Consider the following 16255-nt stretch of genomic DNA (forward strand, 5'->3'; position numbering starts at 1 on the left):
GCTTATTTTTTTAATGGCAGTTCTACAGTTCTTGTGCTGCCATTGATACCCGGAAAACCCTGCAAGGCACTTTCTATCAGATAAGGCATCTGTTCAGAGATTTGCTGATTCAATTGTTCCGTGCTGACTTTAATGTCCGCCAGTTTTTTTCCGCTTTGAAAGTCGCTGATGTTGATTTCCAGTTGATGCAGATAGTAACGCCGGACACTGAAATCAAGATTTCTGCTCATGTAGTACGGGCTGCCGAAATAATACGGCGAGTAAGGCGAAAAGCGATAGCCGCGACTGAAATGCATTTGCCAGAATGGGTCATACATTGCCGGAGCCCATGGCGCAGACACCTGAATTTCACCCAGGCTCGTTCCGTACTGCATGCCGATTTTTAATGCAGGCGTTACTCCCGCGGTGATTTCCTGAAAACCGTGCAAACCTAGTTGTTGTCTGAGTTCCTCTTCATACAATTTGTATTCTGGATTGTTTTCCTGAGACGGCGATCTTTCGACGATATACGATGTCGCTTGTTTATTTCCCGGCCATTCGTGAAACACACTGACCTGGCTGGTGAACGTGCTGGCACACCCTGTCAGCAATGTACTGATGAAGATGATGGTCCAGGATAAGAAACTTTTCATGGCTTTACTCCAAATCTTAAGATAGTTTCATGATAGCGATCATTCAGCATCGTTGCAGAAATTTTTGTATTGATTTGTATATGAAAACGCCGTGCTCAGGCCGTTGATAACGGCAATTCAGATCCGAGGTTTTCAATAAATCGATACGTTCACGACTGGCAATAAGCAGATGTCATTCTGTATTTATTGCACTATCTTTCTCTGGTTTAAGGTGTTGCGCTTTTTGTCTTGGTAAAATGGTGGTCTCACAAAGTTCATAAGACTTTGATTTATACTATTTTCGCGAGATTCCAAGGCCATGCGTAACGATACCGTCATCACTCCTCAAGCCATACTTCGTCAAGACTACGTCGCCCCGGGTTACTGGGTTGATACTGTAGAAATGGGTTTTGATCTGGACCTCAAATCTACCCTGGTCGCTAACCGTATGGTCATGCGCCGCAATCACGCGAGTATGGAAAAAGATCTGGTGCTGTCCGGCGAGTCCCTGAAATTGGTGCAGTTGCGTTTGAACGGCGTGAAGCTGAAGAAAGCTGATTATCAGATTGATGGTGAGACGTTGCGCATTCCAAATGCACCGGATGAGGTGACACTGGAAATCACAACGCAGATACAACCTTCGAAAAATACTTCCCTGTCTGGTTTGTACGCATCCAAAGGAAATCTCATTACACAGTGTGAGGCCGAAGGTTTTCGCAAAATTACCTGGTTCCCTGATCGTCCTGATGTCATGGCGAAATATACGGTCATGCTGCGCGCTGATAAAAAGAAATTCCCGGTATTACTGAGTAATGGCAATCTGATTGATGAAGGCGATCTTGATGACGGACGTCATTTTGCGAAGTGGGAAGATCCGTTTAAAAAACCTTCGTATCTGTTTGCTTTGGTTGCCGGAACTCTGGTTTGTCAGGAAGAAAAATTCAAGCTGAAATCGGGACGCAAAGCATTACTGCAAGTCTGGGTGGAAGAAGGTAACCTCGATAAAACCCAGCATGCCATGGACTCGTTGAAAAAGAGCATACGCTGGGACGAAGAACGTTTCGGGCTGGAACTTGATCTAGACCGCTTCATGATCGTCGCCACTGGTGATTTCAATATGGGCGCGATGGAAAACAAGGGCCTGAATATTTTTAATACAAAATATGTATTAGCGAATTCCAGCATCGCCACCGACATTGATTATGCGGGTATCGAATCCGTGGTGGGACATGAATATTTCCACAACTGGACCGGTAACCGGGTGACTTGCCGCGACTGGTTCCAGTTGTCTTTAAAAGAAGGTCTGACTGTGTTCCGTGATCAGGAATTCTCTGCCGATCTGGTCGGTACGACGACCGGGCGCGCTGTTAAACGTATCGAGGATGTACGTGTGCTGCGGCAGGTGCAGTTCTCCGAAGACGCTGGCCCTATGGCGCATCCGGTACGACCAGATTCCTTTGTTGAGATCAATAATTTTTATACGGTGACGATTTACGAAAAAGGTGCCGAAGTTGTTCGTATGTACTACACCTTGCTCGGGCATGATGGCTTCCGTAAAGGAATGGATCTGTACTTTGAACGCCACGATGGTCAGGCGGTTGAGTGCGATGATTTCCGTGCTGCGATGGCAGATTCCGGCGGGCGTGATCTGACTCAGTTCGAGCGTTGGTACAGTCAGGCCGGTACTCCACGTGTCAGTGTGGTGACTGCTTATGATGCCGAAGCACAGACTTACGATATCAAGCTGACGCAGTCTTGTCCGGCCACTCCGGGTCAGGAAAAAAAATTACCGTTTCATATTCCTGTTGCGATGGGTTTGCTTGACGCAGACGGAAAAGATATTCCCTTGTATTGCGATGACTACCCGGCCCAGGCGGGTGCTACGAATCTGGTCATCGAACTGACTGCGGCATCGCAAACCTTCCGGTTTAATAAAGTCGCCAGCGAGCCTGTGCCATCCTTGTTGCGTAACTTCTCGGCGCCAGTTGTGCTGGATATTGATTACACCGATGAAGAGCTGGGATTGTTGTTGGCGAATGACAGTGATCCATTCAACCGCTGGGAAGCAGGGCAGCGCCTTGCCACCCGCCGTCTGGTTAAATTGACGAAAGCGCTGCAGGCAGGTGAAGAACTCTCGCTCGATGACTGGTTCATCAATGCATTGCGCAACACACTGAATGACGAGTCTCTCGATCCGGCATTCCGTGAGCTCATGCTGACGTTGCCATCCGAAGCGATGATTGCAGAAGCATTTGATGTGGTCGATCCGCAAGCGATACATACCGCTCGTCAGTTTGTCCGTGCGACGATCACCCGCCATTTGAAAGCAGATTTATTGCATGCCTATGAAACCCATCAGACACCGGGTAAATACCGTCCTGATGCTGTATCGATGGCGAAACGTAGTCTTAAAAATTTGTCGCTCTCATATTTACTCGAATGGGCAGATGAAAGCACTTTCGATCTGGGGTATGTGCAATTCAAAGAAGCTGCAAACATGACGGATCGTCTGGCGGCATTGGCTGCGCTGACAAACTTCAATGGTACTGAAAAGCAGAAGAAAAAATCAGAGAAAGCGCTGCGACGCTTCTTCAAAGATTTCAAGAAAGAAGATCTGGTGATCGACAAGTGGTTCATGTTGCAGGCAACAGCACATACAACAGACGTGGAAAAAGTAAGAGAATTAATGCAGCATCCGGCTTTCACCTTAACGAATCCGAATCGCGCGCGCAGTCTGGTATTTAACTTCTGCAACGCAAACCCATCGCAGTTCCACGCAGCAGATGGCAGTGGCTATGCGTTGTGGGCTGAATTGGTGATTGCGCTGAATAAGATTAACCCGCAGGTGGCCGCCCGTCTTGCACGTAGCCTCGACAGATGGAAAAAATATCCGGTTGGTTTGCAAGCACATATGAAAGCAGCTTTGCAAAAAGTGTCGGCGACGAAGAAATTATCCAAGGATGTCGCTGAAGTCGTCAGCAAAGCACTGGCCGCATAAGTTTGTCTTTGGCGTTTGCCGCCACATAGGAAATCTGCGGGTCGCGGGCCAGAAAGCAGCCAGCACCCGCATGTTTGCTTAGCCATTTGATTATTGAATTTGAGTTTTTAACATAAGGAACATCATGAAACGTGTCAGTCTGACCCAGTATCTGGTTGAAGAGCAGCGTCTGAATAATTCTATTCCCGCAGAGTTACGCTTACTGATTGAAGTCGTCGCCCGCGCCTGTAAAACCATCAGTCATGCAGTTGGTAAAGGTGCGCTCGGTGAGGTTTTGGGCAGTGCTGGCAGCGAGAATATTCAGGGCGAAGTACAAAAGAAACTGGATATCCTGTCGAATGAAATTTTGCTCGAAGCAAATGAATGGGGCGGCCATCTGGCCGCAATGGCATCTGAAGAAATGGAAACCATACACCCGATTCCGAATCGTTATCCTATGGGCGAATACATGCTGTTGTTTGATCCGCTTGATGGCTCCAGCAATATCGATGTGAATGTTTCTATCGGGACGATTTTTTCAGTCCTGAAGGCACCGGAAGGAATGGCCGCACCAACCGAACAGGATTTTCTGCAACCGGGCAGCAAGCAGGTTGCGGCCGGATATGCGGTATATGGCCCGCAGACTGTGCTGGTGCTGACAACTGGCAATGGTGTTAATTGCTTCACGCTGGATCGTGAAATGGGTTCCTGGGTGCTGACACAAAGGAATATGCAGATTCCTGCGGATACCAAGGAATTCGCCATTAACACATCGAATTCGCGTCACTGGTACCCGCCAGTCACGCGCTATGTCGATGAAATGTTGGCAGGTGTGACTGGTCCGCGTGAAAAAGATTTCAATATGCGTTGGATTGCTTCTATGGTGACCGATGTGCATCGCATCTTGTGTCGCGGTGGCATTTTCATGTATCCGGCCGATAAACGCGATACCGAGAAGCCAGGTAAGTTGCGCCTGATGTACGAAGCGAATCCTATGTCATTTATCGTTGAACAAGCCGGTGGAGCCTCGACGGATGGTAAACAGCGGATGCTTGACGTTCAGCCGACAGCTTTGCATCAGCGTGTCGCTGTTTTCCTGGGTTCTAAAAACGAAGTTGAACGCGTGACCCGTTATCATCAGGAGTGATGGATTTTATCGGTGAAAATAAGAAAAGCGGAGCGAGATGCTTCGCTTTTTTTATAAGACAGCGTTAAAGAACGACTGTATTTCTTAGTAAATTCCTGAATTTTGCAAAAAATACGGCGAATTTCATTGAGGGGTTTATAATTTCACTATGTGCTGTATCAAATTAATCTTTCGCCACCAAAATTTCGGGCTCATCGGAACTAATCCGTTGCAGGCGAATCATAAAAGGTTATGAATCAAGTTTCTATTTCAGCTTATCCAGGCAACCTTCACCAATCTCAGGCAGGTAACTGGCGTCCGGTCGTTCTGGCGGCGCTCGTCCATGTTTTATTGTTAGGTTTTTTGTGGATCGGTGTGAGTTGGCAAAATAAAGAGTCAACAGCAGTTGAAGCTGAAGTCTGGGACATGACGACGCGCGAAGCCGCACCGGTTGCGGTTGAAATTCCTCCGGCACCACCGCCAGAGCCAGAACCTGTCAAATTAAAAGACATTCCCCCACCGCCTCCTGCTGTAAAGAACGACTTGCCAAAGGAAGATCCTGAGATCGCTTTGCAGCAAGAGAAAAAACGCCTGCTCGCAGAAAAGAAAAAAGCCGAAGAACATCAGCGCGCGTTGGCAGAGGAAAAGCGTCAGGCAGAGCAGGAGTTGCAGGCGAAAAAAGACAAAGAGCGTGAAAAATTACGCGAAAAAGAGCGCGAACAGGAAAAAGAGCGCCAGAAAGAAAAAGACAAAGAAAAAGAAAAAGAGCGCGATAAAGAAAAAGCAGAGAAACAAAAATTAGCGGATCAAAAAGCGCAACAGGCGAAAGACAAAGCCGCCAGCGACAAGCTGTTTAAAGAAAATATGCAACGTTTGTCAGCACAAGCGGGTGTGACCGGTAGCGGTGGAACAGGTACCGCTGCAAAATCAACCGGAAATAACCGGGGTGATCCAAGCTATATGGCAAAAATTGCCGCTAAAGTTCGCTCCAATACCATTTACAGTGGTGTTGATGCAGTTGCTGGTAATCCGACAGTTGAGTATAGAATTGAGCTGATTCCCGATGGCTCTCTGCGCGGCGCGATTAAAAAACTGAAGTCGTCCGGTAATCTGGCGTTTGACGATGCGGTAGCAAAAGGAATAGAAAAATCCGCTCCCTTTCCTAAAGATAAAAATGGTCAGGTGCCCGGAACCCTGGATTTTGCATACAAAATGAAGGAAGAGTGATAGTTAATGATGTCTTTTTTGAAAAAAATTATTGTTCGTGTCGTGCTCGCCTCCGCGACTGGCAGCATGTTGATTGCACCAGCCAGCGCGCAGTTGCGTATTGAAATTGCGGGTGTGGGATCAAGTCAGATTCCGGTGGCGATTGCCGCATTTGCGGATGAGGCTATGACGCCGCAGCAAATCACCAGCATCATTAAAGACGATCTGAATCGCAGCGGTTATTTCAAAATTATCGAGGCTGGCGCGGTCATCACTGAAACCAGTCCGGTTAATTTTGATGAGTGGAAAAAGCGCGGCGCCGAAGCGCTGGTGGTCGGCAGTGTGCAGCGTCTTGCAGATGGTCGTTTTGATGTCCGCTACAAGTTGCTCGATACGATGAAATCGGCTTCCTTATCCGGCTTCTCTGTTGCGGCAACACCTGAAAATACACGCAAAACAGCACATAAGATTGCGGACGATATTTATGAAAAACTGACGGGCGTGCGTGGTGCATTCTCGACACGTATTGCCTACGTGACCAGGGCCGGGCGCGAGTATCGACTTGAAGTTGCTGATGCTGACGGCGAAGGTGTCCGTGTGGCATTGCGTTCCAATGAACCGATTATTTCACCATCGTGGTCGGCGGATGGCACCAAGGTCGCCTACGTGTCGTTTGAAGCGAAAAAACCTGTGATCTGGGTGCAGAATCTGATGACCGGTGAACGTAAGGTGATTGCGAATTACAAAGGCAGCAATTCGGCACCTGCGTGGTCTCCGGATGGCTCAAAGTTAGCAATTGCACTGTCACGTGATGGTTTGACGCAGATTTATTCCGTCAATGCGGACGGGTCTGGTTTGCAACGTCTGACCAGTAGTAGTGGCATTGATACCGAGCCACAGTTTTCAGCCGATGGCCAGTCAATTTACTTCCTGAGTGACCGCAGCGGCGGCCCGCAGATTTATCGTATGAACAGTAACGGTGGAGAAGCCAAGCGCGTGACTTTCAGCGGGAGTTATAATATAACGCCGCGGATCTCACCGGATGGTCGCACTTTAGCTTATATCTCGCGCCGTGACGGTAAGTTTCAGTTGTATGCGCTTGATTTAGTCAGTGGTCAGGAACAAAGACTGTCAGACACAAGTAAAGACGAATCCCCAAGTTTTTCGCCAAATGGTCGCTACATCATGTACGCAACCGAATCTGGGCGACGTGGTGCTTTGGCAGTGGTTTCTGTCGATGGTAAAGTTAAGCAAAAATTGACGGTGCAAGCCGGAGATATTCGGGAGCCCACCTGGGGTCCTTTCATGAAATAAGTTGTAATCACTTTTTTTTAATCAGGAGAGAAAATGCGCTTCACATCCCAATCCAAAACTCTGGCTATGCTGGTTTCCAGCGTTGTTCTGATGACTGCCTGTGCTTCTAAAGTACCACTCGAAGACAAAGCAAAAATCGAAGAAAAACCAGTTGCAACAACTCAGACTCCGGCTGACCCAAATGCTGTTAAAACAGTTGATACTGGTTCTGTCGATCCTTTGAACGATCCAAAAGGTGTATTGGCGAAACGTAGCGTTTATTTCGACTTCGATAGCTATGTCGTTAAAGATGATTACAAATCTGTCGTTGAAGCGCACTCCAAATACCTGAGTACAAACAAAGGCCGTAAGATCCTGATCCAGGGTAATACCGATGAACGTGGCGGCAGCGAATACAATCTGGCTCTGGGCCAGAAACGTGCTGAAGCTGTTCGTAAATCCATGAGTCTGTTGGGTGTTTCTGAAGCGCAAATCGAGGCAGTGTCTTTGGGTAAAGAAAAACCAAAAGCTGAAGGCCACGATGAAGCAGCGTGGGCAGAAAACCGCCGTGCTGATATCGTTTATCAGTAATAGCAGCGTAGTTTAAAAGTGCCCTTGGCGGTCTTTTGAGCTTATTTGACGCCGGATTCCTCACTCAGGATATCCGGCGTCTTTCATTCTATTTTTGATTGCTATGAAATTGACCTCTATTCGTCGTTCTTTTGCCATGGCTGCTCTGTCAGCGGCTTTTTCCACTGCCCTGATCCCTTCGCTGGCATCGGCAGGAATTTTTGATGACGATGAAGCGCGTAAAGCGATTCTGGATTTACGCTCTAAAGTGGATGCAGTAAATCTTCGTCTGGATAATAAACTCGATACCAAAGCGGACAAAGGTACAGCGCTGGATCTGGCTAATGAAAATGAACAGCTGCGTGCTGAGATCGCTAAGTTGCGCGGACAGGTGGAAGTGTTGGCGAATGACATCGCCAATACCCAGCGTCGCCAGCAGGATTTTTATGTTGATCTGGATAATCGCCTGCGTAAAATTGAGCCTAAGCGCCTGACGGTTGACGGCAAAGAGGCAACGGTAGAGCCAAATGAACAGCGCGCTTACGACAATGCGCTCAGTTTATTTAAGGCGGGTGATTATAAAAATTCAGTGACATCGTTCAGCAGTTTTCTGGTGGCGTATCCGCAGTCAGCCTTTGCTGGTTCGGCTCAGTACTGGATGGGCAATTCATACTATGCACAGCGTGATTGTAAGAACACGATTGTGGCTATGCAACAACTGGTGAAAGTGTATCCGGATCACCCCAAGGCGCCTGATGCGTTGTTAAATATTGCTGGTTGCCAGACTGAGATGAAAGATAAAAACGCGGCTAAGAAGACGCTGGAAAGCCTGATTGCGCAATATCCGGAAAGCGAAGCGGCGCATGCAGCGAAGAACCGCATGACATCGGCGAAGTAAGTCTGACAAGGATTTAATCCTGTTCATGCCATTGACAGCGGCCTGAAAACACCATATAATTTCGGTCTTTCGGGTCGTTAGCTCAGCTGGTAGAGCAGCGGACTTTTAATCCGTTGGTCGCAGGTTCGAATCCCGCACGGCCTACCACGAATACAAAAAAGACTTATGTCATGTAAGTCTTTAATTTTTTTAGCAAGTTTTGGGTCGTTAGCTCAGCTGGTAGAGCAGCGGACTTTTAATCCGTTGGTCGCAGGTTCGAATCCCGCACGGCCTACCAAAACAAAAGGACTCAGGTGTATGCCTGAGTCCTTTTTTGTTTTTCCAATCATGACGAGAGAAGCCGTGACCGGCACAATGCAAACTTTTGTATTGTTCTCCCATCGCCTGTGAATTGGAATTATCATTCCTGATTAGCTTAGCGGACAGTCCATCATGAAAAAGCCTGTAGTCAAAAAAAACAAACAAAACAAGTCAGACGGGCAGAGCGGGCAGGATGCGGCAGATCACAATGAAAAGCATGAAATCCGCCCCGGTCAGTCGCTGGAGTTACTCAAAGAGCTGCATATCCTCACGCGCGATGGCAAACTGAATCAGGATAGCCGCCGCAAGCTCAAGCAGGTCTATCACTTATATCAATTCATCGAGCCTTTGCTGGAAACCCTGCAAAAAGACCATGCCGATATCAGCCTCGTCGATCATGGGGCAGGGAAGTCCTATCTCGGCTTTATTCTGTATGACCTCTTCTTTAAAGTCGGACAGTCGCAAAGCAAAGCGCATATCTATGGGATTGAAACCCGCGATGAACTGGTGCAGCGATCGACAGAGCTTGCCCGGCGTCTCGATTTTCCCGGTATGTCTTTCCTGACTTTATCCGTCGCAGAGTCGATTACCTCAGATCAGTTGCCAGACCAGATTGATATCGTCACCGCTTTGCATGCATGCGATACGGCGACGGATGACGCGATACAGTTTGCCTTGAAAAAGAAGGCTAAATTTATGGTGTTAGTACCTTGCTGCCAGGCTGAGGTTGCCGCTGAATTGCGCAAAAATAAAAGCGATGCGGTGCGCAATAATCCTTTATCTGAAATGTGGCGCCATCCCATACATACGCGCGAGTTTGGCAGTCAGATTACCAATGTGTTGCGTTGTCTGCAGTTAGAGGCGCATGGCTACCAGGTTCGCGTCACTGAGCTGGTAGGATGGGAGCATTCGATGAAAAACGAATTGATCATTGCTGAATACAAAGGTCTGCCTGCGAAACGTCCGGCAGAGCGGCTGGCGGAAGTGCTGAAGACGACGGGGCTGGAAACTATGCAGCGACGTTTTTTTGTCACACCGTAAATTTGTCGTCACTTGCAGGTCATAAAAAATGATTAATATCATTTTCACTCTGACGTGCTGTATCTCTCTCTCATGGTATTGATAGTAAAGGATAGAAAACATGCTGGCTGCCGTTGACCTTGGTTCCAACAGTTTTCGTTTGCACATCGCCCGTCATGAAGGTGATGCGATTCGTGTCGTTAAAAGTGCGCGTGAGCCTATCCGTCTGGCGGCCGGGCTCGATGCGGATGGTAATCTGACGCCGCAGGCGATACAAAATGCGGTTGATTGCCTGGCACGCTTCCGTGAAATTCTGAATGCCTATCCGATCGACAGCATCCGTGTTGTGGCGACGAATACGATACGTATCGCTAAAAATTCTGCCGCCATTCTGCCGCGAGCCGAAGCGGCGATTGGTCATCCGATTGACGTGATTTCCGGCGAAGAAGAGGGCCGCCTGATTTATATGGGCGTATCGAATGCGATTCCTGTGCCCGATGAGCGCCGTCTGGTGATGGATATCGGCGGTGGCTCGACGGAAGTGATACTCGGGCGTGGGCACGAGATCATCAAGGTGGAATCGTTCAGCATAGGCACCGTCAAGCATAGCGCCAGTTTTTTTCCGGATGGACGTCTGACGGAAGCGGCTTTTGAAGCGGCTATTCTTTCCGCAAGATCGATGTTTGAAGATGCTGCGCCACCATATCAGCCGCAGCACTGGCGCAAGGCTTATGGCTCATCTGGCACGATGCGGGCGATTGCCGATGCGATCGTCAACAATGGTCTGGGCGATGGCAAACTGACCTTAAAAAGTCTGAATGCACTGAAACAATACTGCATCCGCTGCGGACAACTCAGCGAACTTGAATTGAACGGCATCAAACCCGAGCGCGTCGCCATGGTGATTGGTGGGCTGGCGATTCTGATCGGGCTGATGCTGGAATTTAACATCGAAGTATTGTTGCCGGTTGAAGCTGGTCTGCGCATGGGCGTCATGTGGGACTTGTACTTACGTGCGACCAAACGCGACCGGCGCGAAGTCTCGGTGCAGAAAATTACCCAGCTTTTCCATATCGACATGTCACGTGCAAATCGCGTCGCAGACATGGTGAAATCGATTTATCAGCAACTCAAACCGGCATCTGATACCTATTTGCGCTTGTTGTACTGGAGTGCGATGTTGCATGAAGTAGGTATGGTCGTTTCTCACACTGGTTACCATAAGCATGGCGCCTACATGATAGAAAATGCCGACATGGCGGGATTCACCACCAGCGAGCAAAGGATCATGAGTAAGCTGATCCTCAGTCAGAAAGGTAATTTGCGCAAAATCAGTGAAGGTCTGACTGAAATGGATTTTGCCAAAGCGGTGCTGGCATTGCGTCTGGCCGTGATGCTGATGCATTCACGCGCAGAAATTGACTATGAAGATATTCGTCTCAAAATGAAAAAGAATATCGAACTCGACATGCGTCGCGACTGGGTTTCCCTGCATCCGACGGTGGCTTATTGGTTGCAAAAAGAAACCGAATGCTGGCGTGAGGTTGGCATGGATTTTCTGGTGCGGGCAAATGTCTGAAGTCAGAGAAAACAGATTGATAAAGAAAAGGCTCGCAACATGCGAGCCTTTTTTATGAGCTTTTTTTATCAACCTGCACCAGCTCCTTCGTCACAGCAGTTCGTGCTGATACGTTTAAAATTCTTCCCAGTCTGAGTTTTCTTTCGTTGTTGCTGGTTTTGTTGTGCTCGCACGTTTCGTTGTACTCGCAATTTTTTTCAACGGCTGCGCCTGACGCTGGCTGGCGATCCGTGGCGATGCTTTTACTGGTGTCGTATGTATCGCACGTGTGGTGTGCGACGACGACGCGCTGATCGTTGTTTGTGACGCATCCAGCTTGAACATGCTGACCACGTTCGCCAGATTTCTGGCCTGGTCTTGCATCGCGGCCGAAGCCGCAGCGGCTTGTTCTACCAATGCAGCATTTTGTTGCGTGACCTGATCCATCTGGATGATGGCCTGATTCACTTGTTCTATGCCAGATTGCTGTTCATGGCTGGCCGCTGTGATTTCGCTCATGACATCGGTGATGCGATTGACGCCGGTGACAATTTCCTGCAACGCGAGGCCCGCTTCACCTACTTGTTGTGAACCCAGTCCTACCTTTTCAACCGAATCATCAATCAGTGTTTTGATTTCTTTCGCGGCCGCAGCGGAACGCTGTGCCAGATTGCGGACTTCTGACGCGACGACCGCAAATCCGCGTCCCTGTTCACCGGCGCGCGCGGCTTCCACTGCCGCATTCAGAGCGAGAATATTGGTCTGAAAAGCGATGCCATCAATCACACTGATGATGTCGACAATTTTCTTCGAGGAGCTGTTAATGGCTTCCATCGTATTGACCACCGTTGTGCCCGCCACGGAACCCTTGGCAGCCACGTCGGCGGTGGACAATACCAACTGATTAGCCTGGCGAGCATTTTCCGCATTTTGTTTGACGGTCGATGTCAGCTCTTCCATGGAAGCCGCTGTTTCTTCGAGCGAGCCAGCCTGTTCTTCGGTACGCGCAGATAAATCCAGATTGCCTGAGGCAATTTCACTGGAGGCGGTTGCGATCATATCGGTGCTCTGACGTACCTCGCCAACCACTTTAGCGAGGCTCTGGCGCATGCTCTTCATCGCGAACAGCAGGCTGTCCTGATCGTTTTCACGGGTGTGGACATCAATCGTCAGATCGCCTGCGGCAATGCCTTTAGCGATGTCGGCCGCATATTCAGGTTCGCCACCGATGGCGCGCTCAATATTGCGTGCCACGATCACGATGATCGCACTCAATACGATGCCGATACCTGCCAGCAAAAAGATGGCACTCCACAGATCTTTGATGAAGGCATCCGTCAGGTCGTCAAGGTATAAGCCGGTGATGAAGGTCCAGTCCCACGGCTTGTATGTCAGAAGATAAGCGCCCTTGGGAAATACCTGCTTAGGATCTGCATTGCCCGGTTTGGTCCAGACATACTCGATCCAGCCTTCACCACTCTCTTTGGCGATAGTCGCGATATTCCGATACAGAAACTGGCCGTTGGGATCTTTGAAGTCACTGACATCTTTACCGACAAGTTCTGCTTTGATCGGATGCATCACCACAGTCGGGTGAGAATTGATCACCGTATAGTAGCCATCCTTGCCGTAGCGCATGGCTTTGAGGCGCGCCAGCGCTTGTTTCTGTGCTTCTTCCAGCGGCATCGCGCCAGAACTGACCAGCGCCGCGTACTCTTTCACTGTTGACATACCGACGTCCGTCGCAAATCGCAAGGCGATCTGTCGTTCTTCAAAACGCTGTGCTTTATTCTGCAAAATATTGACGGTGCTGATTCCTAGCAGGCAAAGCCAGCTGATGATGAGTGGTAAATAAAGTTTGCTGCGAAAGCTGAGTTTCATGTCTTTTCCTGCTGATGTTGGGGATGTTTTTCTAAAGGACGTGATGCAAATCCTGCATGTGTACTGTGATGTAAATAGAGCTAAATCAAGCGACTGAGAATGGTGTTCCCGGGATCACTGTTTGCTTCCGGCGGAGAGATCCGGCAACTGCATCCGGTTGGATGGGGACGTGCAGACAAAGATCAGTCAATGGCGATGCTAAAAAACGATGAATGCAAAGAAAACGATAAAATCAATATTATTGGTATGGTAGTATAAAAAAGTTTATCTACGTCAACACTGTGGCAATAAACAACGAACTTTGCTGAGTTCAGATGCGTCGTCTGAGGCTGTCGCGCAGTCGTCGGGGAGCCATCATGCAGAGGGCGGATAAGCTTGTTTTCTCCCCGAATTTTAGAAAAGAGGGGAGTATGTTCAATTTTCGCTTAAATCTCTTTGAATTTATTGGGGATTAGAAAATACTCCCCCCAGTATATTTTTCGTTAAATTGACCTGCTGTCATCAAATAGCAGTCTGACTGACTATCAAGCTGGTAAACAATCCAGCAATAAAAAAACGACGATCGCCGTGGCGTATCGTCGTTTTTTATTGAGATGACGGCGCCGTTTCAGCGCAGATCAGCTTGCCGTGACATCAGAAATCAAACTGTGCAGACAGTTTGTAAATCCTTGAGGCGCCCGGCAGCAAGTAGCCGCCGAGGGATTGCGTGACATCGCGCCAGTAGAATTTATCGAATGCATTGTCGATATTAAAGCGCAAGGTCGTCGCGGTGCCGGCGATGCTGGTCACATAACGTGCGCCCAGATTCACGACCTGATAGCCGGGCACAATCACCGCGTTATCTGGCGAATAGGCTTTATTGCCGGAATACTGCCAGCTCGCATTCAGATTCAGTCCTTTGACTTGCGCAACGGCGTAGTCGGCATAGATGCTGGATTTCAGCTTAGGTACGTTCAACACGCGTTTGCCATCCAGCGCGGCATTTCCCGTGTCTTGCTGTTTCGCTTCGAGTGCGGTGACGCTGGCGCCGAGGTACAGTTGCGGACTCAGCTTGCCCTGCGCTGACAGTTCCAGTCCGGTATGTTGCGCTTCGCCATTCTGTACATAAACGTTGGCGCTGTTGGTATATTCGAGTGGTTTCTGAATGCGGAAAACAGCCGCAGTGATGCTCAGATCGCGGCTCAGATCGCTCTTGATACCGAATTCCAGCTGCTTCGAGCGTGCCGGATTCAGCATGACATTCTGATTGATGGTGCCGAAAGGGGCGATGCCGCCATGTTCCAGCCCTTGCGCGAACGAGCCGTACAAAGACATGGATTGCACAGGTTGATAGACCAGTGCTGCATTCGACACCCAGGCATTGCGGTCATAGCCGGGATTATCGAGTTGGCTGCGCTCGATGTGCAGATGGCGCACGCCGGCGTGCAGTTTCCAGGTATCGCTGAGGCTGATGATGTCTTGCGCAAATACCGACCATTCTTTATCGGTGCGACGTAAGCTGGCTGCCCCCGGCTGATTTGGCGATGGTGCGACGGCAACCGGGTTATACAGATTGCTGGTACCAGCGTAATCGTAAATGTAATCGCCAAAATAATCTTTGCGGCGGGAAGTGGATAAACCTGCTGCAAACGTATGGGCAAATACGAAGGTGTTAAATTTACCGCTGAGCAGCGCCTGGGTGCCGGTCATCGATTTCGACTCATTCAGGCTGCGATAGTCATACACGTCGTAATCGCCATTTGCGCAATAGCCCGGGGCCAGATTGGCAGAACTGCAGCCATACGGAAACGCGGTGTAATCGTCGCGTTTGAATTCATGCTGATTCGCGGCAAAGCTGGCGTTCCAGTCGGCGTTGATTTTGTATTCAAAACGCACGCCCACATTGGTGTTGCGGGTATCGACCGGTTTCGCCCACGGCTGTTGATTCAGCATCATATCGGCGCTGATGTTGCGGGGCAGATCGGTGCCATTCGTGAGCTGGAAGCCCGGCACTGAGAGCTGCGATTTGTGCTGATAATCGAGATCAAGTTGCAGCAAAGCCTGCGACGACAAATGCCAGTCGAACGCGCCGGAAATAAACTGGCGCTCACCATTCGCCCCTTTGACATACGAGCGCAGGCGTTCGCCTGCGGCATTGATGCGATAACCGAACTGACGGTCGGCGCTCATGCCGCCCAGATCGGCACTGCCATACAGCGTGCCGCGTTCTGAAATTTCCGTGGTGATGCTGCGCAGTGCGGATGTCGTCGGGCGCTTGGTCACGTAATTAATGATGCCGCCCGGTGTCGCGAAACCAGACTGAAATCCGGAAATACCTTTGAGGATTTCAACGCGTTCTTTATTTTCCAGCGGAATCGAGGCATCGCCCGGAATCGCAAAACCATCTTTACGATAGCTGCTGGAATTATCCAGCGCAAAACCGCGAATCGAGAATTGCTCGGCATAGCCGATCGCGTTATAGGCGTCATTCACGCTGGCATCGAATTTCATCGCATCGGTGGTCTGGCGTATGCGCAAATCCTGCATTTGCAGCGTCGTCCATGCGGTGACCGAAAACGGTGTCTCGATCAGTGCGGTATCCAGAAAACCGGCGGCTTTGGTGCGTTCGGCTTTGGCATCGCTGAGCCGGTTGCCACTGACGATGACTTCAGGTAAATCTTTTTCAACGGATTGCGCGTGCGCCGCATTCCACGCAAATGCCTGTGCGACAGCAATCGCGATCAACGATAAACGGCGTGGATGAAGATGATGTGCAGATGGGTTTTTCATGTTGTACTCTCGGTTGCGGTGAAGTACAGCGCGGGAGTACACAAAA

The 16255-nt window shown here is 49.4% G+C and carries 11 protein-coding genes and 2 tRNA genes; 10 read left to right on the plus strand and 3 right to left on the minus strand.

Annotation, left to right across the window (positions count from 1 at the left end; translation table 11 throughout):
* Positions 1 to 2: 2 nt before the first annotated feature.
* Entirely contained in the window at positions 3 to 632 is a 630-nt protein-coding gene (locus tag H8K29_RS12885) for a DUF4136 domain-containing protein (RefSeq protein WP_186897916.1), read from the minus strand.
* Positions 633 to 930: 298 nt separating this feature from the next.
* Between H8K29_RS12885 and pepN the strand changes: the two genes are divergently transcribed.
* The 10 genes from pepN (at position 931) to H8K29_RS12935 (ending at position 11580) form a co-directional block, all read left to right on the plus strand.
* A complete protein-coding gene (gene pepN, locus H8K29_RS12890) occupies positions 931 to 3609 on the plus strand; it encodes an aminopeptidase N (protein ID WP_186897917.1) in 2679 nt (892 codons plus the stop codon).
* Positions 3610 to 3733: 124 nt separating this feature from the next.
* Positions 3734 to 4735 (plus strand): class 1 fructose-bisphosphatase, encoded by a 1002-nt coding sequence (locus H8K29_RS12895; RefSeq protein ID WP_186885092.1) that lies wholly within the window; start codon positions 3734 to 3736, stop codon positions 4733 to 4735.
* Positions 4736 to 4966: 231 nt separating this feature from the next.
* Positions 4967 to 5941, plus strand: coding sequence for a cell envelope integrity protein TolA (gene tolA, locus H8K29_RS12900; RefSeq protein ID WP_186897918.1), 975 nt, complete (start codon positions 4967 to 4969; stop codon positions 5939 to 5941).
* A gap of 66 nt (positions 5942 to 6007) precedes the next feature.
* A complete protein-coding gene (gene tolB / locus H8K29_RS12905; RefSeq protein ID WP_255423383.1) occupies positions 6008 to 7234 on the plus strand; it encodes a Tol-Pal system beta propeller repeat protein TolB in 1227 nt (408 codons plus the stop codon).
* Between the two features lie 33 nt (positions 7235 to 7267).
* A complete protein-coding gene (pal, locus tag H8K29_RS12910) occupies positions 7268 to 7804 on the plus strand; it encodes a peptidoglycan-associated lipoprotein Pal (RefSeq protein ID WP_186885095.1) in 537 nt (178 codons plus the stop codon).
* A 103-nt stretch (positions 7805 to 7907) separates the two neighbouring features.
* Positions 7908 to 8681 (plus strand): tol-pal system protein YbgF, encoded by a 774-nt coding sequence (gene ybgF / locus H8K29_RS12915; protein ID WP_186885096.1) that lies wholly within the window; start codon positions 7908 to 7910, stop codon positions 8679 to 8681.
* 71 nt (positions 8682 to 8752) lie between these two features.
* Positions 8753 to 8828 (plus strand) — tRNA-Lys (locus tag H8K29_RS12920).
* A gap of 54 nt (positions 8829 to 8882) precedes the next feature.
* Positions 8883 to 8958, plus strand: a tRNA-Lys gene (locus H8K29_RS12925).
* 155 nt (positions 8959 to 9113) lie between these two features.
* Positions 9114 to 10022 (plus strand): SAM-dependent methyltransferase, encoded by a 909-nt coding sequence (locus H8K29_RS12930; protein WP_186885097.1) that lies wholly within the window; start codon positions 9114 to 9116, stop codon positions 10020 to 10022.
* A 100-nt stretch (positions 10023 to 10122) separates the two neighbouring features.
* Positions 10123 to 11580 carry a Ppx/GppA phosphatase family protein gene (locus H8K29_RS12935; RefSeq protein ID WP_186897919.1) on the plus strand — a complete coding sequence of 486 codons (1458 nt, stop codon included), beginning with the start codon at positions 10123 to 10125 and terminating at the stop codon, positions 11578 to 11580.
* A gap of 114 nt (positions 11581 to 11694) precedes the next feature.
* On the opposite strand, the gene H8K29_RS12940 is transcribed toward H8K29_RS12935, so the two are convergent.
* Both H8K29_RS12940 and H8K29_RS12945 read right to left on the minus strand, forming a co-directional pair.
* Positions 11695 to 13440: a methyl-accepting chemotaxis protein gene (locus tag H8K29_RS12940; RefSeq protein WP_186897920.1), complete on the minus strand. Its 1746-nt coding sequence runs from the start codon at positions 13438 to 13440 to the stop codon at positions 11695 to 11697.
* 633 nt (positions 13441 to 14073) lie between these two features.
* Positions 14074 to 16209, minus strand: coding sequence for a TonB-dependent siderophore receptor (locus H8K29_RS12945; protein ID WP_186897921.1), 2136 nt, complete (start codon positions 16207 to 16209; stop codon positions 14074 to 14076).
* Positions 16210 to 16255: the final 46 nt, after the last annotated feature.

Source organism: Undibacterium sp. CY21W, assembly GCF_014284265.1.
GTDB classification, from domain to species: Bacteria; Pseudomonadota; Gammaproteobacteria; order Burkholderiales; family Burkholderiaceae_D; genus Undibacterium; species Undibacterium aquatile.